General features: G+C 60.5%; 19 protein-coding genes and 1 tRNA gene. 10 read left to right on the top strand and 10 right to left on the bottom strand.

Annotation, left to right across the window (positions count from 1 at the left end):
* The first annotated feature begins 37 nt into the window (after nt 1-37).
* The 4 genes from ACRWA7_RS20035 to ACRWA7_RS20020 all read left to right on the top strand — a co-directional run bounded on the left by ACRWA7_RS20035 (nt 38) and on the right by ACRWA7_RS20020 (nt 3,666).
* Nucleotides 38-1,180, top strand: coding sequence for an ABC transporter substrate-binding protein (locus ACRWA7_RS20035; protein ID WP_438396706.1), 1,143 nt, complete (start codon nt 38-40; stop codon nt 1,178-1,180).
* Between the two features lie 123 nt (nt 1,181-1,303).
* Nucleotides 1,304-1,388, top strand: a tRNA-Leu gene (locus ACRWA7_RS20030).
* Between the two features lie 205 nt (nt 1,389-1,593).
* Nucleotides 1,594-1,851, top strand: a complete 258-nt coding sequence (locus tag ACRWA7_RS20025; RefSeq protein ID WP_438395673.1) for a hypothetical protein — start codon at nt 1,594-1,596, stop codon at nt 1,849-1,851.
* A gap of 189 nt (nt 1,852-2,040) precedes the next feature.
* Nucleotides 2,041-3,666 (top strand): NYN domain-containing protein, encoded by a 1,626-nt coding sequence (locus ACRWA7_RS20020; protein ID WP_438395672.1) that lies wholly within the window; start codon nt 2,041-2,043, stop codon nt 3,664-3,666.
* Nucleotides 3,667-3,766: 100 nt separating this feature from the next.
* On the opposite strand, the gene ACRWA7_RS20015 is transcribed toward ACRWA7_RS20020, so the two are convergent.
* The gene (locus tag ACRWA7_RS20015) at nt 3,767-4,057 is read right to left on the bottom strand and encodes a hypothetical protein (protein WP_060856828.1); all 291 of its coding nucleotides are present in this window, start codon (nt 4,055-4,057) and stop codon (nt 3,767-3,769) included.
* 85 nt (nt 4,058-4,142) lie between these two features.
* Entirely contained in the window at nt 4,143-5,864 is a 1,722-nt protein-coding gene (gene poxB / locus ACRWA7_RS20010; RefSeq protein WP_438395669.1) for a ubiquinone-dependent pyruvate dehydrogenase, read from the bottom strand.
* A 203-nt stretch (nt 5,865-6,067) separates the two neighbouring features.
* Between poxB and ACRWA7_RS20005 the strand changes: the two genes are divergently transcribed.
* The 3 genes from ACRWA7_RS20005 (at nt 6,068) to ACRWA7_RS19995 (ending at nt 7,999) form a co-directional block, all read left to right on the top strand.
* Entirely contained in the window at nt 6,068-6,781 is a 714-nt protein-coding gene (locus ACRWA7_RS20005) for a pseudouridine synthase (RefSeq protein WP_438395667.1), read from the top strand.
* Nucleotides 6,782-6,846: 65 nt separating this feature from the next.
* A complete protein-coding gene (locus ACRWA7_RS20000) occupies nt 6,847-7,719 on the top strand; it encodes an alpha/beta hydrolase (RefSeq protein ID WP_438395665.1) in 873 nt (290 codons plus the stop codon).
* A gap of 103 nt (nt 7,720-7,822) precedes the next feature.
* Nucleotides 7,823-7,999 (top strand): hypothetical protein, encoded by a 177-nt coding sequence (locus tag ACRWA7_RS19995; RefSeq protein WP_167353928.1) that lies wholly within the window; start codon nt 7,823-7,825, stop codon nt 7,997-7,999.
* Here ACRWA7_RS19995 and ACRWA7_RS19990 read toward each other — a convergent pair.
* The gene (locus ACRWA7_RS19990; RefSeq protein WP_438395663.1) at nt 7,965-9,059 is read right to left on the bottom strand and encodes an NAD-dependent epimerase/dehydratase family protein; all 1,095 of its coding nucleotides are present in this window, start codon (nt 9,057-9,059) and stop codon (nt 7,965-7,967) included. The two genes, ACRWA7_RS19995 and ACRWA7_RS19990, sit on opposite strands and share 35 nt — an antisense overlap.
* 59 nt (nt 9,060-9,118) lie before the next feature.
* On the opposite strand from ACRWA7_RS19990, the gene ACRWA7_RS19985 reads away from it, so the two are divergent.
* The 3 genes from ACRWA7_RS19985 (at nt 9,119) to ACRWA7_RS19975 (ending at nt 12,050) form a co-directional block, all read left to right on the top strand.
* Nucleotides 9,119-10,150, top strand: a complete 1,032-nt coding sequence (locus ACRWA7_RS19985; protein ID WP_438395662.1) for a CDP-6-deoxy-delta-3,4-glucoseen reductase — start codon at nt 9,119-9,121, stop codon at nt 10,148-10,150.
* 290 nt (nt 10,151-10,440) lie between these two features.
* Nucleotides 10,441-11,625, top strand: coding sequence for an acetylornithine transaminase (locus tag ACRWA7_RS19980; protein ID WP_438395661.1), 1,185 nt, complete (start codon nt 10,441-10,443; stop codon nt 11,623-11,625).
* Entirely contained in the window at nt 11,622-12,050 is a 429-nt protein-coding gene (locus ACRWA7_RS19975) for a GNAT family acetyltransferase (RefSeq protein ID WP_438395660.1), read from the top strand. The genes ACRWA7_RS19980 and ACRWA7_RS19975 overlap by 4 nt, the downstream gene beginning before the upstream one ends.
* 55 nt (nt 12,051-12,105) lie before the next feature.
* Here ACRWA7_RS19975 and ACRWA7_RS19970 read toward each other — a convergent pair whose 3' ends face one another.
* From ACRWA7_RS19970 to ACRWA7_RS19940, 7 genes are all read right to left on the bottom strand, one after another.
* Nucleotides 12,106-12,810, bottom strand: a complete 705-nt coding sequence (locus tag ACRWA7_RS19970; protein WP_374728633.1) for an ABC transporter ATP-binding protein — start codon at nt 12,808-12,810, stop codon at nt 12,106-12,108.
* A gap of 53 nt (nt 12,811-12,863) precedes the next feature.
* On the bottom strand, nt 12,864-13,640 hold the full coding sequence (locus ACRWA7_RS19965; RefSeq protein ID WP_056351686.1) for an ABC transporter ATP-binding protein: 777 nt from the start codon (nt 13,638-13,640) through the stop codon (nt 12,864-12,866).
* Between the two features lie 27 nt (nt 13,641-13,667).
* Nucleotides 13,668-14,837 (bottom strand): ABC transporter permease subunit, encoded by a 1,170-nt coding sequence (locus tag ACRWA7_RS19960; protein ID WP_056351684.1) that lies wholly within the window; start codon nt 14,835-14,837, stop codon nt 13,668-13,670.
* A 16-nt stretch (nt 14,838-14,853) separates the two neighbouring features.
* Nucleotides 14,854-15,804, bottom strand: a complete 951-nt coding sequence (locus ACRWA7_RS19955) for a branched-chain amino acid ABC transporter permease (RefSeq protein ID WP_060856821.1) — start codon at nt 15,802-15,804, stop codon at nt 14,854-14,856.
* Nucleotides 15,805-15,991: 187 nt separating this feature from the next.
* Nucleotides 15,992-17,260, bottom strand: a complete 1,269-nt coding sequence (locus ACRWA7_RS19950; RefSeq protein WP_438395658.1) for a branched-chain amino acid ABC transporter substrate-binding protein — start codon at nt 17,258-17,260, stop codon at nt 15,992-15,994.
* Nucleotides 17,261-17,694: 434 nt separating this feature from the next.
* Nucleotides 17,695-18,657: a 4-hydroxy-3-methylbut-2-enyl diphosphate reductase gene (gene ispH, locus ACRWA7_RS19945; RefSeq protein WP_060856819.1), complete on the bottom strand. Its 963-nt coding sequence runs from the start codon at nt 18,655-18,657 to the stop codon at nt 17,695-17,697.
* A gap of 2 nt (nt 18,658-18,659) precedes the next feature.
* Nucleotides 18,660-19,115 carry an FKBP-type peptidyl-prolyl cis-trans isomerase gene (locus ACRWA7_RS19940; protein ID WP_438395656.1) on the bottom strand — a complete coding sequence of 152 codons (456 nt, stop codon included), beginning with the start codon at nt 19,113-19,115 and terminating at the stop codon, nt 18,660-18,662.
* Nucleotides 19,116-19,359 lie beyond the last annotated feature (244 nt).

The following is a 19,359-nucleotide window of genomic DNA, read 5'->3' as shown; positions in this document are numbered from 1 at the left end:
TCTTCGCGGAGACTCTCCAATGAAGTTGTCGAAGTTCATGCCGCCGGCGCTCGTGTTCGGCGCGCTCGCGGTTTTTAGCGCGGCGGCCACCGCGCAGTTGAAGGTTGGCATCGACTTGTCGAGCACGGGGCCGGCGGCGGCCATTGGCATCACAAGCAAGAACGCCATGCTGATGTGGCCGAAGACCATCGCGGGACAGCAGGCCGATTACATCATCCTGGACGACGGTTCCGATCCGGGCGCCGCCGTGCGCAACATCCGCAAGCTGATCACGGAAGACAAGGTCGATGTCATCGTCGGACCGAACATCACGCCGGCGGCGCTCGCGGCGCTTGATCCGGTCGCCGAATACCAGACGCCGATGATTACGCTGATCGGCTCGGCGTCCGTTGTCGAACCGCAGGAAGGCAAGAAAGTGTGGGCGTTCAAGATGGCGCAGACCGATCGTGCAATGGCCGACGTCATGACCCGCACCATGGTCAACCGGAATGTGAAGACGGTTGGCTTCATCGGTTTCGCCGATAGTTACGGCGATAGCTGGCTCAACGAGTTTTCGAAGTTCGCGGAGTTGCGGCATATCAAGGTGGTCGCGAGCGAGCGATTCAATCGAACCGATGCCAGCGTGACCGGCCAGATTCTCAAGCTCATGGCGGCGAAACCGGACGCGGTGCTGATCGCAGGCGCTGGTACGCCGACCGTGCTGCCGCAGCGCACGCTGGTCGAGCGCGGCTATAAAGGCGCGATTTACCAGACGCACGGCATTGCGACGCCGGAGTTCATCAAGCTCGGCGGCAAGGACGTGGAAGGCACGCTGTTCCCGACACAACCGGTCGTGGTCGCGCGGACGCTGCCCGCGGATCATCCGTCGAAGAAAGCGGCGCTCTGGTTCGTGGACGCTTACGAGGCGAAGTACGGCAAGGGCACGGTAACCCAGTTTGCCGGTGACGCAGCCGGTGTTTATCCGCGCTTGCAGGACGCCGTCGGACGCGCGTTGAAGGCCGGGCAGCCTGGAACGCCAGCGTTTCGGGTTGCGTTGCGCTCGGAACTGGAACACGCGCATGAACTGGTCGTGCCGAACGGCGTGGTCAGTACCAGCGTCACGGACCACGTCGGTCTGGATCAACGGGCGAGCGTGATGGGCGTCATCAGGAACGGGCAGTTCACGTATTTGAGCCAGTGAACATCGTGATCCGCAGCAAGCATTCAGAGGCTTGCCGCCGGAAACGAATTTAGGCATAATCGCTGACTTGCCGGTTGGCGTCGGATTTATTCCGTGTCTACCGGTCAAGTTCAAATGCTGTTTGCCCGGGTGGTGAAATTGGTAGACGCAGGGGACTCAAAATCCCCCGCCGCAAGGCGTGCCGGTTCGATTCCGGCCCCGGGCACCACGCAAAAGCTCAAAGTCCTTACGCAAAAAGCCTGTCCTGGCTATGAGTCGTGTTCCTATTCATGCGAACGCGAATCGGCGTGTTTATCATCGATTTGAAAGAAGCGGATCAAGGCGCGCTCAAGTTTTACCGGGCACTGCCGTAAAGCCTTCCATGGTCTTGGGAAAGGCATATGGCACATCCAGCGCGACGACTCTATGTACAGATGGCGACCGCAAACGCACTCATGGTGCTGGCTAATCTCGCCCTTGCCGTCTTTACACTCGGCGGCTGGTACTTCATGCCCGTTGCGGTTTACCTAGGACTGGCCATCGTGGCGTGGGCAATCCGGTTCATTGTGTTCGCTTTCGTGCGCCGCCACTTCGCGCGACGCAACTGGCACAGCCTGATCGCCGAATGCGGCGGCGACGAACAACGCGCTTACGCCATGCTGCTGGAAGACATCGGCTACGGACGAGGCTGATTGTTTCCAGCGCGCGGAAAACCTTCGCGCAGTAATGAAGTGACGCAGACCATGCGCGTCCGCCTTCCTGATCCGTCTCCCCGTCCCCGCCCGCTGATTATTCCCCACACCGCAAACTGCACCGCACAAACAGATATCATGTGCGCTCTCAATACTGCCGTGCATACCCGGCATTCTGCTGGAGTTTCTATGGCCTCATTCCCCGAAAGCGTCAGCATGGCGTTGTTTTGCGACTTCGAAAACGTCGCCCTCGGCGTGCGCGACGCGAAGTACGACAAGTTCGACATCATGCCGGTGCTCGAACGCCTGCTGCTCAAGGGCAGCATCGTGGTGAAAAAGGCTTATTGCGACTGGGATCGCTACAAGGGTTTCAAAGCCGCCATGCACGAAGCGAGTTTCGAACTGATCGAAATTCCACACGTGCGTCAGTCGGGCAAGAATTCGGCGGATATCCGCCTCGTGGTCGACGCGCTCGACCTTTGTTATACGAAATCGCACGTCGATACGTTCGTCATCATCAGCGGGGACTCGGATTTTTCGCCGCTGGTGTCGAAGTTGCGCGAGAACGCGAAGAAAGTGATCGGCGTGGGCGTGAAAAATTCGACCTCCGATCTGCTCGTCGCAAATTGCGATGAATTCATCTTCTACGATGACCTCGTGCGCGAGCAGCAACGCGCCATCGCCAAGCGCGAAGCGCGCGAGGCCCGTGAAGCACGCGACGCGCGCGATGCGCATGCGGCGGCGGCATCGGCATCTTCGTCGAACAAGCGCAGCGCCGACGACGATCGCCAACCGAAGCAGGAAATCGAAGCGCGCAAGGCGAAGGCCATCGCGATCGCCGTGGAAACATTCGATGACCTCGCCTCCGAGCGCGGCGAGAGCGGGAAGATCTGGGCGTCGGTGCTGAAGAGCGCGATCAAGCGGCGCAAGCCCGATTTCAACGAGTCGTACTACGGCTTCCGCGCGTTCGGCAACCTGCTCGAGGAAGCGCAGTCGCGCGGTTTGCTGGAAGTTGGCCGCGATGAAAAATCGGGCGCGTTCGTGTTCAGGACGCAGACGAGCGCTGCTGTGGAAACGGTGCGTGAAGTCGAAGCGCCGGCCGTGGCGACGGAAAACCGTCAAGCGGCCAAATCGGGTAGCGAGCGCAATCGCCGCAGAGGCCGCAACACGCGAGCCCAAGTTTCCGAGCCGCTCTTCGTTGAGGCCCAATCTGAAGCCGCCGACATTCAAACCGGCTCGCAAATCGGATTCGGCAGCGAGTGGAATCGCGAAAGCGAGCCACAGCAGTATCCGGGTTCGCCGTTTGATGAAGCTTCCGACGCGGAACCGCGCCAAAAATCCGGCAGAGAGCGCAACCGGAGAAATGGACGCAACGCCCGGCCGCAGCAAGCTCGTGAACCCCTGTTTGCCGATGCACCCGATGCCCAGCCCGAAACGTCTCAAGCGTCTCACGAACAGCCGTTCTTCGAACGGGCGCCGGTGACGGTCGAAGAGCCCGCAATCGCACCGATACCCGCAATCAGGCAGCGCGAGGAAGAAGCGCTTGCGTTGCTGAGCGAGATGAACGAGGAGCCACAACCGAAACGGGGAGCAGCGCGGCGCGGACGTCAGGTTGCAGCGAAGAAAGTCGCGGCGAAGACATCACAGGCAGAGCTGGCTGACGTTGCCACCATCGCTGAAACCGTGAACAGTGACAGCGACGCACAGCCGGACAAAGTCCCCGCCGCTGCAAAAAAAGCCGCATCGAAGAAAACGCCGCGCAAGACAGCGCCGCGCAGCCGGCGTTCAAAACCCGCGGCGGCAAGCGAAGAGTGAGTGTCCGAGATCGGAAAAACGCTTTAGGCAGTTAGGCTCCGGTCAATAAAAAAGCGGCACGCTCACGCGTGCCGCTTTTCCACATCCACTCCAGGGCCGCTTATTGCGGTGCGCCCTTGTCGTTCGTACCCATCGCCGATGCAGCCGCGGCCGCCGATGCGCCCTTCAAATGCGACGCCTTGTCCTGCTGGTGCAACGTCGTGCCACCCGCATCCGATGCCGCTTTTTTGTGCCTGTGCGGCAGATGCGGCTTGGGTTCTTTCGGGCTCACCGGCGGCTTGCTGACGTCGGTCTTCGAACCGCCGCCACCGCCCGCGCCCTGAGCCATTGCCGCGCCTGCAAACGCGAATGCGAGTGCACCAACCAATGCAATTTGCGAAAACTTCTTCATTGAAAATCTCCCTGGAGTTGTGAATCGATTGCAGCATCGCATTGTTGTTCGAAATAACGAGAATTTCAACGAAATCAGAATATTCCTATCGGAAATTCGTCTTCGCGAGTTCCACGATTTCGTCGCCGCGACCGTTCAGAATCGCCCGCAGCATGTAGAGACTGAAGCCTTTCGCCTGCGCCAGCTCCACTTTTGGCGGCATGGCAAGCTCGTGTTTCGATGTCACCACGTCCACGAGCGCCGGCCCCGGATGCGCGAAAGCCTTTTGCAGCGCCTCTGCGATGTCTTCCGACTCCTCCACGCGGACGCTGAAAATGCCCGCGCCCTGAGCGATTGCCGCGAAGTCGGTCTTGGCCAGATCAACGTTGGTATCGAGGTAACCGGCGGCCTTCAGCTCCATTGAAACGAAGCCAAGCAGACTGTTGTTATAAACCACCACCTTGATGGGCAGGCCAAGTTGGCGGGCGCTTAAAAGGTCGCCAAGCAGCATCGACAAACCGCCGTCGCCCGATAACGAAATCACCTGCCGCCCGGGGTGCCCTGCCTGCGCGCCAAGCGCCTGCGGCATGGCGTTCGCCATGGAACCGTGGTTGAACGAGCCGTGAAGCTGACGCTTGCCGTTCATTGTCAGGTAGCGCGCGGCCCAGACGGTCGGCGTGCCGACATCGGCGGTGAAAATGGCGTTTTCGTCGGCGGCTTCGTTGATCAGCGTCGTCAGGTATTGCGGATGGATCGGGCGGCCCGGACCCGAGGGCGTCGCGAGTTCGTCGAGTCCCTTTCTCGCCGATGCGTAGTGCTTGCGCGCGGTATCGATGAAACTGCGGTCCGGCTTGCGCGCGATCTTCGGCAACACAGCGGCGACCGTTTCCTTCACCGTGCCGACGAGTCCGAGCGACAAAGGTGCTCGCGCGCCGAGTCTCGAGCCGCGCCAGTCGATTTGGATAATTTTGGCATCGGTCGGATAGAACGGGCGGTACGGGAAATCGCAGCCGAGCAAAAGCAGCGTGTCGCACGACATCATGGCGTGATAGCCCGAGCTGAAGCCGATCAGCCCCGTCATGCCGACGTCGTACGGATTGTCCCACTCAATGAACTGCTTGCCGCGCATGGCGTGCACGACCGGCGCGCCGAGCGCGTCCGCGAGCGCGACGACTTCGTCGTGCGCGCCGGCCGTGCCGCTGCCGCACATGAGCGTGACGGCTTCCGACTCGTTCAGCATGGACGCGAGCCGTTCAATATCGATATCCGACGGCAGGATGGTCGAGGGTCCCGTAGCCGACCACGAGGGCGTCTCGGCAGGCGCTTCGCTCAGCGCAACGTCGCCCGGCAGCACGATCACCGCCACGCCGCGTTCTTCGATTGCCGTGCGCATTGCACGTGCGAGCACACGGGGAAACTGCGCGGCGCTGGACACGAGCTCTACGTAATGGCTGCATTCCTTGAAAAGCGCGGTCGGATGCGTCTCCTGGAAATACCCAAGCCCGATCTCCGACGACGGAATATGCGCGGCGATCGCCAATACCGGCTGCTGATTCCTGTGACAGTCGTACAACCCGTTGATCAGATGCAAATTGCCCGGGCCGCAACTGCCGGCGCACACCGCGAGCTTGCCCGTCGACGCCGCGTCGGCGCCTGCCGCGAACGCCGCGACCTCCTCGTGCCGCGTGTGCATCCATTTGATCGAGCCGACCTGATCGAGGCTGTAGGCAAGCCCGTTCAGGCTGTCGCCCGTCACACCCCAGATTCGTTCGACACCCGCCGCGGCCAGTGTCTTCGCCAGAAATTCCGCAACCGTGTTTTTTGCCATGTCCTGCTCCTTGAGGAAAAAAGAGGGGGTCGTGCCGGTATTGCGTGAGTGCGTTGTCAGGTTTTCTTCGTGATGAGTTGAACCGGGAAATAACTCGAAAAGCATAGACGCCATGCGGCGGCATATCCATGAAAGATCGTCTTTCGCGCGCATTGCTAGAATGTCCGCCCGCCCTTCTCTTCAATGTGCCCAGGCAACGCCCGATGGATCTCGAACGCATTCTCTTTACACAAGGCTTCGGCTCGCGCCGCCAATGCCGCGCGCTGGTCGCGGATGGGCGCGTGTCCATTGGCGGAGCGGCGTGCACCAATCCGGACATGCTGATTGCATCCGACATGCTTCAGTCCTTCGCGTTCGATGTCGATGGCGTGAGCTGGCAGTATCGCGAGAAAGCGTATCTGGCGCTGAACAAGCCGCCGGCCTACGAGTGCTCGCGCGATCCGCAGCATCATCTGAGCGTGTTTCATCTGCTGCCTCCGCAACTGGCGGAGCGCGGCGTGCAATGCGTCGGGCGGCTGGATCAGGACACGACCGGCCTCCTGCTTTTGTCCGACGATGGCGCGTTTGTCCACGCATTCACATCGCCGAAAAAGAAGGTGCCGAAGGCCTATCTCGCGACCACGAAACATCCTATCGATGAAGCGCAACTCAGCGCCCTTCAGCAAGGCGTCCTGCTGCACGGCGAACCACAGCCGATAGCTGCCGTCTCGGCGCATCGACGTGACGAGCGGCTGCTGGAACTCTCCGTGCTGGAAGGTAAGTATCACCAGGTCAAGCGCATGGTTGCAGCGGCGGGAAATCGCGTGGAAAAGCTGCATCGGGAACGTATTGGCGGATATGGTTTGCCGGCCGATCTTGCCGAAGGCAAGTGGCGCTGGCTGAATGACGCGGATCTGGCGATGCTCAGGCAAAGCTGAACGCATTGCATCCATCCGGGCCCGCCGAGCGTAAATCCTGGCATCCCTTCACCTTTACGGTCTTCATGCCAGTACAACAAAAGCGCCGCACCCTCATGCTTGGATTTGCCAGCTTATGCGCCACGGCGCTCGCCGCATGCAGCCCGGTCAGGCTTCTGAACGCGGCGATTCCATCCGGCGGCTACCGGAAGACAGCCGGCATGGCGTATGGCGCGGACCCGGCGCAGGAACTCGATGTGTACGTTCCGACGCAGCCCGCCGCGCCAGGAGAAAAGCGCCCGGTCGTGGTGTTCTTTTATGGCGGAAGCTGGCAGAACGGCAGCCGGGGCAACTATCTTTTCGTGGCTCAGGCGCTGACCTCGCGCGGCTACGTGGCCGTGCTGCCCGACTATCGGAAGTATCCGCAAACGGCTTTCCCCGGTTTCGTCGATGACGCCGCTGCCGCCGTGCGCTGGGCGCGTGATCACGCGCCTGAATTCGGCGGCGATCCAAACCGCCTGTTCGTCATGGGCCATTCCGCCGGCGCGCATCTCGCGGCGTTGATTGCAACGGACCCGCATTATCTGGCGTCGCAATCGATGTCGAAAGCCGATCTGTGCGGCGTGATCGGCCTCGCCGGACCTTACGATTTCCTGCCGATAAAAGACCGCACGCTGCTTGATGTATTCCCGGCCAGCACGCGCCCCGAAAGCCAGCCGGTCAACTACGTCACCGGCCACGAACCGCCCATGTTCCTTGCCGCCGGCACCGGCGACACCACCGTCGATCCAGGCAACACCGACCGCCTCGCGGCCGTGCTGCGCAAACACGGCGATTCGGTGGAAGTGAAGCACTACGAGGGGTTCAGTCACGTGCGGATTGTTTCTGCGCTGGCGTTGCCCTTGCGCGGACATTCAACAGTGCTGGCTGATGTTTCTGCGTTTATCGATTCACGCTGATCGTTGCGTAAATGCAAGCCCGTTGTAACCGCACTGCAGCATGCCTTTCTTCGGACCTAAATCTATACTGCTTTCACGACTATTAAAAAAGCAGGAGGCCGCCATGGCCGCCCACATGACCATTGCAATGATCGCGTTCGTGGCAATCAGCGTGGTGTTTATTGTCGGTTTGATGGTGACGATGCATCTGCGCCACCGTTACCAGCCAAATCTGATCGGGGCGCTGATCGGCGCATTGCTTTGTTTCATTTTGCTCGAGACGTTGCCGGTTCTGATGTGATGCCCGTTGTGATACCGCTCATGACGCCGCTCAGAAAATCGTCGATGCTCGAATATCGCAGCGTATAACGCAACTCGTCCCGAAGCCGGGTGTTTTTCAAACGTCGCGACTCGCGCATGAAAGAAAGCATCATGGGCTCGAGTTGCGCTTCTGCGTCCTCGCGTGAAACGCGCGGCGCGCGCAACAGGCCGTATGCGTCGGCAATACAGTCGAAATAGTCGCCCATGCGCAACTCGCTGTCGTCCGATGCGTGAATCACGCGCTGCGGCCGTGCCCGCCGTATTGCCAGCACCAAGATGGCCGCGAGATCGTCGGCGTGAATGTGGTTGGTAAAGACATCGTCGGCGGCCGCGAGCGCGGGCGTGCCTTTTTGCAACCGGGCGAGCGGCAGGCGATTGGCCGCATAAATGCCGGGAATCCGCACAATCGATGCGCTCATTGCACCGCGCCGCGTCGCGCGCCGCAATTGCATTTCCGCCGATACCCGCCGTTTCGCCCGCCCGTTGTCTGGCCGCACGCGGCGGGTTTCGTCGATCCGGGCGCCGCCGCAATCGCCATAAACGCCGGACGTGCTTGCGTAAACCACGCGTATGGGCAACCTGCGCACGACCGCGCCCGAAACCCGGTCGGGTACAATAGACGCTCTTTTTGTGGCTCCGGCACGGCGCTTGAAAGTCGCGCGAAACCATCCGCGCCATGCCCGCTGGCGGCCGAGCGCCGCGGTCGCCATGCGCGCCACCGAGCGTCGCGGCCTGCTTAATGCTGCAATCAGCGCGCGGGTGCGAAGATCGTCACTACCGGATTTCTGGGGTGGCGCGAGATGCAGCACCGTGGAGGCGAGCCCGGCGAGGCGTCGCAAGCTGCGGCGCTCGTCGAGGTTGCCCAGAAGCGGCGTTGTGCCGGCTGCGCGCAGTTCGGCGGCTCGCGCGGGCTGGCTTGTCAGCGCGATCACGCGGGGTGCGGCAGCGCGTTGAGTCAGGAGTGGCGCGCAGCGCAGGCCCACGTCGCCGCAACCGGCAATCAGCACACGCGCGCGCCGTAGTTTTCGAGTGGCGATCATGCTGTCGATTGTAGCCGCGAGCGCTTTGGCTTTTGTTTCATCCAACTCATCCAGGATCTATGGCTTTCAACGTTACGCTCCGGCAAAGCGGCCGGCAGTTTCAGGTAGAACCTGACGAAGCAGTGTTGCTCGCAGCGCTGCGCCAGGGTATCGGACTTCCCTACGGCTGCAAGAACGGAGCCTGTGGTTCATGCAAGGGCACGGTCGTTTCGGGCGAAGTCGACCAGGCGCCCCATTCCTCGTCGGCATTGTCCAACGACGAAAAAACCCGCGGCATGGCGCTGCTCTGCTGCGCGACGCCCAAGGGCGATCTCGTGGTCGATATCCGCGAAGTAGCGGGCGTGGGCGACGTCCAGGTCAAGAAGCTGCCTTGCCGCGTGAACGCGCTGGAACGCAAGGGCACGGATGTCGTGGAACTGAAGCTGCAATTGCCCGCGAACGAACGGCTGCAGTATCTGGCCGGACAGTACATCGAATTCATCCTGAAGGACGGCAAGCGCCGCAGCTATTCAATGGCGAGTCCGCCGCACCACGAAGGCCCGATCGAGCTGCATATCCGTCACATGCCCGGCGGCACGTTCACGGACCACGTGTTCGGCAACATGAAAGAGCGCGACATCCTGCGCTTCGAAGGCCCGCTCGGCACATTCTTCCTGCGTGAGGATTCGGATAAGCCGATCATCCTGCTCGCCTCGGGAACGGGTTTCGCGCCGATCAAGGCGATCATCGAACATGCGGTGTTCAAGAATCTGAACCGGCCCATGACGCTCTATTGGGGCGGCCGCCGCAAGCAAGACCTTTACATGATGGAGCTGGCCGAAACCTGGGCCAGGGAAGTGCCGAACTTCTCGTTCGTGCCGGTCTTGTCCGAACCCGACAGTACCGACGAATGGACAGGCCGTACCGGCTTTGTTCATCGTGCTGTCATTGAAGATCTGCCAGACTTGAGCGCGTACCAGGTGTACGCGTGCGGCGCGCCGGTGATGGTGGAATCGGCTCAGCGTGACTTCACGAATCATCATCGTTTGCCGGAAGACGAGTTTTACGCCGACTCGTTCACCAGCGCGGCCGATCTCGCAAATTCGGTGTGATGGTTTTAGGCCGGGAACGTGACGGCCCGATAAAATTCGGCCGTCACGGTTTACATGCATGAACTTCCTATCGTATTCTTCGCCAATGCTCAGCCTCCAGACCCATCTTCGACGTCGCCGCTCGCCGCTTCCCTAGGGATGCCGCTGGCTCGTCACGGATTGGCGCTTGATTTCAAGCCTGCGCACATTTCGCCACCATGAAGCCACGGACATCCGTGGCTTTTTGCATTTCCGGCACTATTTCATCCTTCGCCGCTTTTTCCTTTGCTGTCTTTGTGGAGCCCGCCGTCATGAATTTCCAAGAGTATCCCGTCGAATCGTTGATGTTCATCACGAACCGTCCCGAGATCGTGTTCACGCACGGCAAGGGCTCCTGGCTCTACGACAACAACGAGAAGCGATACCTGGATTTCATCCAGGGCTGGGCGGTGAACAGTCTCGGCCATTGCAACGACGGCATGATCGAAGCCCTGAACAAACAGGCGCGCACGCTGATCAACCCGTCGCCCGCGTTCTACAACGCACCGATGGCGCAGCTCGCCGGCCTGCTCACCGCGAATAGCTGCTTTGACAAGGTGTTCTTCGCCAACAGCGGCGCGGAAGCCAACGAAGGCGCGATCAAGCTCGCGCGCAAGTGGGGCAAGAAATTCAAGGGCGGCGCGTACGAAATCATCACCTTCGACCACAGCTTCCACGGCCGGACGCTCGCGACCATGTCGGCGTCGGGCAAGCCGGGCTGGGATACCATTTATTCACCGCAAGTGCCGGGCTTCCCAAAGGCCGACTTGAACGACATTGCGTCGGTTGAAAAACTGATCACCGATAAAACCGTCGGCGTGATGCTCGAACCCATTCAAGGCGAAGGCGGCGTGATCCCGGCCACGCGCGAATTCATGCAGGCGTTGCGCGCGCTGACGAAGAAGCACAATCTGCTGATGATCGTGGATGAAGTGCAAAGCGGCTGCGGACGCGCCGGCACATTGTTCGCGTATGAATTGTCGGGCGTCGAGCCGGACATCATGACGTTGGGCAAGGGCATTGGCGGCGGCGTGCCGCTGGCGGCGTTGTTGTCGACCAAGGAAATCGCCTGCTTCGAACCCGGCGATCAGGGTGGCACGTACAACGGCAATCCGTTGATGACCGCCGTGGGTTATTCGGTGATTTCGCAATTGACCGCGCCGGGCTTTCTGGAAGGCGTGCGTGAACGCGGCGAATATCTGAAGGCGCAGTTGCTTCAGCTTTCGCAAGAGCGCGGCTTCAATGGCGAACGCGGCGAAGGCTTGCTGCGCGCGCTGCTGCTGAATAACGACAGCGGTCCGAAGATTGTTGAAATGGCGCGCGACATGGGCCCGGACGGCTTGCTGCTGAACGCCGCACGTCCGAACCTGCTGCGCTTCATGCCGGCGCTGAACGTGACGAACGACGAGATCGATCTGATGATGTCGATGCTGCGTTCCATTCTCGACAAGCTGTGATCATCCGCATTTTCGATGAGCGCGACACGGACGCCGTGCTCGCGCTCTGGTCAGAGGCGTTTCCCGAATACGCGACGCCTGGAAAACCGCAGCGTGATCCGCGTTTATCGATACGGAACAAGATGGCCACGCAGCCCGAATTGTTCTTTGTTGGCGTGCTGGGTGAGCGCGTGATTGGCACGGTCCTGACGGGCTACGACGGACATCGCGGATGGCTGTATTCGCTCGCGGTCGCCGGGGACCAGCGCGGAAACGGATATGGGCGCGCGCTGGTTGAACACGCGGAACGTGCGCTCGCATCCATCGGATGTCCGAAGCTCAATCTGCAGATCATGGCGAACAAACCGGAGACGCGGGCGTTCTACGCAAAGCTCGGGTATCACATGGATGAAGTCGTCAGTCTCGGTAAGCGGCTTCCGGCGTAAAAAAACCGCATGCCTTGGATCAGGCATGCGGTTTCTAACAAGTGCTCGGCGAAGATTATTCGCCCAGATAAGCTGCCCGAACCTTCGGATCATCCAGCATCTGCTTCGCGTCACCGGACATGGTGACCAGACCCGAATCCATCACGTAGCCACGATTCGCCGCCTGCAGCGCGAGCCGCGCATTCTGCTCGACCAGCAGCACCGTCAGGCCTTCAGCGGAAATCTCGCGCACCACCTCGAAGATTTTCTCGACCATGATCGGCGAGAGACCCATCGAGGGTTCATCGAGCAAGAGCAATTTCGGGCGCGACAACAACGCGCGCGCCATTGCCAGCATCTGCTGCTCGCCGCCCGACAACGTGCCCGCATATTGCGCCGCGCGTTCCTTCAGGCGCGGGAAGAAACCGAACATGCGATCGGTGTCCTTCTGGATTTCGTCCTTGTCGTCGCGCAAATACGCGCCCATCTGCATGTTTTCCAGAATCGACATGCGCGCGAAGATGCCACGGCCTTCCGGCACCATCGCGAGGCCGCGCTTGAGCAGTTCATGCGACGGCACGCCCTTGATCGACTTGCCCATGTATTCGATATCGCCCGCCGAATACGGCTTGAGTCCCGTGATGGCTTTCATCGTGGTCGTCTTGCCCGCGCCGTTCGCGCCGATCAGCGTCACGAGTTCGCCCTGCCCGACCTCCAGATCCACGCCCTTCACCGCGTGAATGCCGCCGTAGCTCACCTGCAGGCCCTTGATTTTCAGCATCGCCGTTCCTGCAGCCATGCCGTTTGTGCCGTTCGTTCCGTTCATCGTAGCCATCAGTGAACCCCTGCCCCGAGATAAGCCTCGATCACCTTCGGATCCTTCTGCACGTCTTGCGGCAGACCCTCGGCGATCACCTTGCCGTAATCGAGCACCGTCATCCGGTTGCACAATCCCATCACCAGTTTCACATCGTGTTCGATCAGCAGGATCGTGCGGCCGTCGCTGCGGATCTTGTCGAGCAGGCGCGTGAGTTCCACTTTTTCCGTGGCGTTCATGCCGGCGGCGGGCTCATCGAGTGCGAGCAGCTTTGGATCGGTCGCCAATGCGCGCGCGATTTCCAGACGCCGCTGATGCCCGTACGACAGATTGCGCGACGTGTAATCCGCGTACTGCAGCACGCCCACGTACTCGAGCAGTTCCAGCGCGCGCTCCTTGATTTCCTTCTCTTCCCGACGCTCCGAAGGCGTCTGCAACACCGCGCCAATCAGCCCGTGCTTGGTGCGGACGTGCCGCCCGACCATAACGTTTTCCAACGCGGTCATGCCGCCGAACAAACGGATGTTCTGGAACGTGCGCGCAATGCCGGCCTTCGCCACCTGATGCACGGCGGTCGGCGTATAAGGCGTGCCATCGAGCACGAACGAGCCCGAATCCGGCGTGTACAAGCCCGTGATCACGTTGAAGAACGTCGTCTTGCCCGCGCCGTTCGGGCCGATCAAACCGTAGATCTGGCCTTCCCTGATTTCCAGGCCGACTTCGGACAGCGCCTGCAAACCGCCGAAGCGCTTGTTCACGCCCTTGACCGACAGTCGAATGGGTTTATCGCTCATTGTGTATTTCTCCGCTCTCTTCTGGCGTCAGGCGCGGACCGGCTTCTTGCCGGCGCGCTTTGCGATCTTCGCGATCTTGTCTTCGTGTTTCGGCGACGGCCACAGGCCTTCCGAGCGATACAGCATGATCAGCACCATCGCGAGGCCGTACAGCAACTGGCGGATGACTTCCGTGTCGACGATCTGATGGCCGAAGATGGCGTTCTGCAACGGACCCATGGTCGAGCGCAGGAATTCGGGGAACACGGCGAGCAGCACCGCGCCCAGAATCACGCCCGGAATGTGGCCCATGCCGCCGAGCACCACGCAGGCGAGCACCACGATGGACTCCCAGAACGTGAACGATTCCGGCGATACAAAACCCTGGAACGTGCCGAACATCGCGCCCGACAAACCGCCGAAGGACGCGCCCATCGCGAACGCCAGCAGCTTCACGTTACGCGTGTTGATGCCCATTGCTTTCGCGGCGATTTCGTCTTCGCGGATCGCGGCCCATGCGCGGCCAATCCGCGAGTGCTGCAGGCGCACGCACACGAAGATCACGAACAGCGAACACAGCACGAACAGGTAGTAATAGTTGTAGACGGATGGAAAGTTGAACCCGAACAACGAATGCGTCTTCGATAAATCAAACCCGAACAGCGACACCGGATCGACGCCCGTAATCCCCTTCGGTCCGTTCGTGATGTTGACCGGACGATCCAGGTTGTTCATGAAGATCCGGACGATTTCCCCGAAACCGAGAGTCACGATCGCGAGGTAGTCGCCGCGCAGACGGAGGGTCGGCGCACCGAGCAGCACGCCGAAGGTAGCCGCCAGAGCCATGGCCACCGGCACGATCACCCAGATTGGCGCGTGCAGGCCGGCGGGGAACATATGCGCAATCCATTCGAATTGCGACGTTAGTTGCGGCGACGAAAGCAACGCGGCCACATAAGCGCCCACGGCATAGAACGCGATATAGCCCAGGTCCAGCAGGCCGGCGAAACCCACCACCACGTTCAGTCCCAGCGCGAGCATCACGTAGAGCATGGCGAAGTCGAGCACGCGGACCCAGTAATTGCCGCCGGCCGCGCCGATGATCATCGGCGCGAGGACCACGAGTGCGGCGACCAGCACGGTGACCACGTAGTTCTTTGCCGTTTTGCGTTCAGGGATGAGCGTGGTCGACGGCTCGATTGGTTGAATTGAAGTCATGCTTGGTCTCCCTGTTTTAAGCGCGGTCTGCGACACGTTCGCCGAGCAAGCCCGACGGACGGAACACCAGCACGATGATCAGCACCACGAACGCGAACACGTCCTGGTAGTTACTGCCGAACACGCCGCCCGTCAGATTGCCGATATACCCCGCGCCCAGTTGCTCGATCAGCCCCAGCAGCACGCCGCCGACCATTGCGCCACCCAGGTTGCCGATACCGCCCAGCACCGCCGCGGTAAAGGCTTTCAGCCCTGGAATAAAGCCCATGTAGAAGTGCGCGTTGCCGTATTCGGAGGCGATCATCACGCCGGCCAGTGCGGCCAACGCCGAGCCGATCATGAAGGTCGCCGAGATCACGAAGTTCGGGTTCACGCCCATCAGCGACGCCACGCCCGGGTTCTCGGCAATGGCGCGCATCGCACGGCCGAGTTTCGTCTTGTGAACCAGCAGCAGCAAGCCGCCCATCACAATGAACGCAACCACGATGATCACGATTTCCGTCATCGAAATCACGGCGCCTGGACGATCGGCGGTGGCGGTGATCACGTTGATCGGATCGGTCGGCAGCAGTTGCGGGAAGGCCAGCGGATTGCGGCCCCAGATCATCATGGCGAGCGTCTGCAGGAGAATCGACACGCCGATGGCCGTGATCAGCGGCGCGAGACGCGGCGCGCGGCGCAACGGCCGGTAAGCCACGCGCTCGATGGTGTAGCCCACCACCGCGCAGACAATTGCCGCTATGGCCAGCGCGATGACCAGCATCAGCGCGTGGTTCATGCCCGGAAAATGGTTCTGCATCACGCCGATGGCGGAGAGCGCGACCATGGCCCCGACCATCAGCACGTCGCCGTGAGCAAAGTTGATGATGCCGAGAATCCCGTACACCATCGTGTAACCCAACGCGATGATGGCGTAGACGCTGCCCAGCACCAGCCCGTTGATAATCTGCTGGATGAAAATATCCATTGAAGGCTCCTTAGCCCGTGCGACTAGATTTACGCTTTATCGCTGGCCGATAAACCGAAGGGAAGAAAAAAACGCAACGGCATCGCGCGTACTTGAAAAAAAACTCTAAAACGTCCGAAACTGACTACGTATCTAGGGGATTGCCTTAACTCCATGTGCATTCGCCTTACCGCGCTGCACGACTGGATTACGGCGTGATGACGTCAATGACGTTCTTCTTGTTATCCTTGAAATCGATTAGCGTGATCGCGCCGCCGCCTTTCAGATCGCCTTTGTCGTCGAATGCAATGTGCCCTGTCAGACCATTGAAATCCGTCGAACCGATTGCTGTCAGCACCTTGGGCGCTTCGACTGAATTGGCGCGCTTCATTGCATCCACAATGACGTACACCGCGTCGTACGTGAACGGCGCATCGCTCTGGACCGGCGAGTGGAAACGCGCTTCGTAACGCTTCTCGAAGTCCGCGCCCTTATCGAGTTTCGGCAAGCCCACGCCGAGTTCCGTGCAGACCACGTTCGGCAAGGCGTTGCCCGCGAGCGTGGCCAGCTCGGCGGAACAGATTCCGTCGCCGCCCAGGATTTTCGCCTTCAGGCCAAGCGCCGCCGCCTGTTTCGCGAATGGACCGGCTGTTACGTCCATGCCGCCGAACATCACCACGTCGGGCTGGACACGCTTGATCTTGTTCAGGATCGCCTTGAAGTCTTTTGCTTTGTCAGTCGTGGCTTCATGGCCCGCAATCCGGCCGCCGTTCGCCACCACCGCCTTCGCGAATTCGTTCGCGAGGCCGCGGCCGTAGATGCTGGCGTCGTCCACTACCACGATGCGTTTGCCGTGCAGCGTCTTTACCGCGTAGCCCGCGAGGACCGCGCCCTGGCGCGCGTCCGTCGGGATCACCCGGAATGTGGTCTTGAAACCTTGCTGGGTGAACCCCGGGTTCGTTGTCGATCCGGAAATCTGCGCCACGTTTGCGTCGCTATAGATTTTCGAAGCCGGAATCGACACCGCTGAATTCAAATGACCGAGGACCGCCGCCACATGATCCGCCACCAGTTGCTGCGCTGCTGCGAGCCCTTTTTTCGGATCGGCGGCGTCGTCTTGTGCGTCGAGTTCGAGGTGAATTGCGTGTCCGTCGATGGTCAAGCCTTGCGCGCTGATTTCCTCGATAGCCAGCCGCGCGCCATTTTCATTGTCCTGTCCCAGATGGGCCAGCGGTCCGCTGAGCGGCGCGACATGTCCGATTTTCACGACCGTGGCATTGCTGGCGGGAACTGGCGCTGAAGCCGCGCTAGCCGACGCGTCTGTCACCGAGGCCGCCACTTGCGGCGCGCTTGCCGCAACGCTCGCGGAAGCTCCCGGCGCCGCTGCCGCCGGCTCGTTGTCATTCTTTTTGCCGCATGCCGTTGCCATCGCAACTGTTGCCGCAATGGTCACGACAAAGCCAAACTTAATTCGCATTCAATAGGTCTCCGGCGCCTTGAAAAGCTGAAGTCTCCAGCCCATCCGGCTTGGAACGCGCGCATTGTAACTCGGTTTTTGAGACGTGCAATATTGTTGATTGACAGGGGTTTTCCTCCATTGCAACCCCTGTTTTCGACGCGGATCGGCGCAAAAGCGCAACCGGGTTGCGCTCCACGGTGGTGCGCAAGTTGCACCGGCGATTAGCACTATGGGTATACACCGATGAGAGCCTTGCGCAGCACCTGCGGGATTTTCTGGTTAATGCACATTATCAGTGCACGATCCCGATGTTGAATCGGTGCCGACGGCTCATCGCTTGTACTGACGACATCCAATTGAACATTCTTTACGAAAAAAAACCGCGCCAACGCAAATTGGAGCGGTTTTTCTATTTGAGGGACGGTAACTTCCGTCAGCCCCTGCCACGCCGTTCATTTCTCCGATGGCAAGGTCAATCCACGCGGCAACGGAAATGACACTTTTTCCTCAATGCCCTCGAGCGGCCGCACATTGCGAACGCCCAACTCCCGCAGGCGTGCGATCACCGCCTGGGCCAGCACCTCGGGCGCCGACGCACCCGCCGTCACACCAATGCGCTTTTTACCCTCGACCCATTTCGGATCGATTTGCGTCGGCGAATCCACCATATAGGCCGGAATGCCGCGCTTTTCGGCTACTTCGCGCAAGCGGCTTGAATTCGAGCTATTTGGGCTCCCGACCACGATCACCACGTCGCACTGTGGCGCGAGAAACTTCACCGCATCCTGGCGATTCTGCGTGGCATAGCAAATATCCTGTTTTTTCGGCTCTTTCACCGACGGATATTTGGACTTCAGTGCGTTGATGATCGCCGACGCGTCATCCACCGACAGCGTGGTCTGCGTCACATAGGCAATGCGATCCGGATCCGTGAGCGCCAGCGCTTCCACGTCCTCGATATCCTCGACCAGATGCATGCCCTGGCCGCTCTGGCCCATGGTGCCTTCCACTTCCGGATGGCCCTTGTGCCCGATCATCACGATATCGAAGCCGTCCTGACGCATCTTGGCGACTTCCATATGCACTTTGGTCACGAGCGGACACGTGGCGTCGAACACCCGCAAACCACGCGTTTCAGCTTCGGCGCGAACCGCCTTCGAGACTCCGTGCGCGCTGAAAATCAGCGTGCTGCCCTCGGGCGCATCGGCCAGATCCTCGATGAATACCGCGCCTTTCTTGCGCAGGTCCTCGACCACATAGGCGTTGTGCACGATCTCGTGACGCACGTAGATGGGCGCGCCGAACAGCGCAATCGCCCGCTCCACGATTTCGATCGCACGATCGACGCCGGCGCAAAAACCGCGCGGCTGGGCGAGAAGAATTTCGACATCGAGAAGGGTGTCAGTCGAGCTCATGGCTACAGAATTCCGATGATTTTCACTTCGAACGCCAGCGGCTGGCCGGCAAGCGGATGATTGAAATCGAACAGCGCGGAGGTCTCGCCGACTTCCTTGAGGACGCCAGCGTAACGGCCGCCGCCAGGCGCGTTGAACTCCACGAGATCGCCGGGCGAAAAATTCTCACCGATCATGGCGTTTTCACGCAGCGTGGCGAGGGACACCCATTGCAGCATTTCGGGATTTCGCGGGCCGAACGCCTGCTCGGGCGTCAGCCGAAAGGTCGAATGGTGCCCGACCTTCAGACCCATCAGAATGTCTTCAAGCGGCGGAGCAAGATGGCCCTCGCCCAGCAAAAGCGTGGCGGGCTTGTCGGCGAACGTGCTGACAATGTCCGCACCATCCTCAAGCGCCAGCCGGTAGTGAAGCGTGACATGCGAACCGGGTTTCACTTCAGAGATATCGATGATGCTCATGTTTGATCGTAGTAGCCGTAAGAGCCGTAATTACTTTGTCAGCCAGCACTGTCGCACAAAGAACCGCAGCGTATTCAGGCACGGCGCAGTGACGTCCTGGCGTCCCGCCGCTGGAGGCCTGATATTGAACGCAAATGCCCGACAAGGTATCAGCAAAGCGCCCAGACAGGCGCGAAACCTCCATTGTAAGCCACAGTGCGTGGGCGTCGCCGACCTCTACGTGAGACGGCCAGCCATCCGGCAA

It is taken from the genome of Caballeronia sp. DA-9, assembly GCF_051615025.1.
Classification (GTDB): Bacteria; Pseudomonadota; Gammaproteobacteria; order Burkholderiales; family Burkholderiaceae; genus Caballeronia; species Caballeronia sordidicola.
The sequence above is the reverse complement of the archived record's forward strand: the minus strand, read 5'-3'. Positions and strand labels throughout refer to the sequence as shown.

Excerpts from the sequence above, each read along its gene's own strand:
- ACRWA7_RS20035 (WP_438396706.1), top strand. The coding sequence starts at position 38 with ATGCCGCCGGCGCTCGTGTTCGGCGCGCTCGCGGTTTTTAGCGCGGCG.
- ACRWA7_RS20025 (WP_438395673.1), top strand. The coding sequence starts at position 1,594 with ATGGCGACCGCAAACGCACTCATGGTGCTGGCTAATCTCGCCCTTGCC.
- ACRWA7_RS20020 (WP_438395672.1), top strand. The coding sequence starts at position 2,041 with ATGGCCTCATTCCCCGAAAGCGTCAGCATGGCGTTGTTTTGCGACTTC.
- ACRWA7_RS20015 (WP_060856828.1), bottom strand. The coding sequence starts at position 4,057 with ATGAAGAAGTTTTCGCAAATTGCATTGGTTGGTGCACTCGCATTCGCG.
- poxB (WP_438395669.1), bottom strand. The coding sequence starts at position 5,864 with ATGGCAAAAAACACGGTTGCGGAATTTCTGGCGAAGACACTGGCCGCG.
- ACRWA7_RS20005 (WP_438395667.1), top strand. The coding sequence starts at position 6,068 with ATGGATCTCGAACGCATTCTCTTTACACAAGGCTTCGGCTCGCGCCGC.
- ACRWA7_RS20000 (WP_438395665.1), top strand. The coding sequence starts at position 6,847 with ATGCCAGTACAACAAAAGCGCCGCACCCTCATGCTTGGATTTGCCAGC.
- ACRWA7_RS19995 (WP_167353928.1), top strand. The coding sequence starts at position 7,823 with ATGGCCGCCCACATGACCATTGCAATGATCGCGTTCGTGGCAATCAGC.
- ACRWA7_RS19990 (WP_438395663.1), bottom strand. The coding sequence starts at position 9,059 with ATGATCGCCACTCGAAAACTACGGCGCGCGCGTGTGCTGATTGCCGGT.
- ACRWA7_RS19985 (WP_438395662.1), top strand. The coding sequence starts at position 9,119 with ATGGCTTTCAACGTTACGCTCCGGCAAAGCGGCCGGCAGTTTCAGGTA.
- ACRWA7_RS19980 (WP_438395661.1), top strand. The coding sequence starts at position 10,441 with ATGAATTTCCAAGAGTATCCCGTCGAATCGTTGATGTTCATCACGAAC.
- ACRWA7_RS19970 (WP_374728633.1), bottom strand. The coding sequence starts at position 12,810 with ATGCTGAAAATCAAGGGCCTGCAGGTGAGCTACGGCGGCATTCACGCG.
- ACRWA7_RS19965 (WP_056351686.1), bottom strand. The coding sequence starts at position 13,640 with ATGAGCGATAAACCCATTCGACTGTCGGTCAAGGGCGTGAACAAGCGC.
- ACRWA7_RS19960 (WP_056351684.1), bottom strand. The coding sequence starts at position 14,837 with ATGACTTCAATTCAACCAATCGAGCCGTCGACCACGCTCATCCCTGAA.
- ACRWA7_RS19955 (WP_060856821.1), bottom strand. The coding sequence starts at position 15,804 with ATGGATATTTTCATCCAGCAGATTATCAACGGGCTGGTGCTGGGCAGC.
- ACRWA7_RS19950 (WP_438395658.1), bottom strand. The coding sequence starts at position 17,260 with ATGCGAATTAAGTTTGGCTTTGTCGTGACCATTGCGGCAACAGTTGCG.
- ispH (WP_060856819.1), bottom strand. The coding sequence starts at position 18,657 with ATGAGCTCGACTGACACCCTTCTCGATGTCGAAATTCTTCTCGCCCAG.
- ACRWA7_RS19940 (WP_438395656.1), bottom strand. The coding sequence starts at position 19,115 with ATGAGCATCATCGATATCTCTGAAGTGAAACCCGGTTCGCATGTCACG.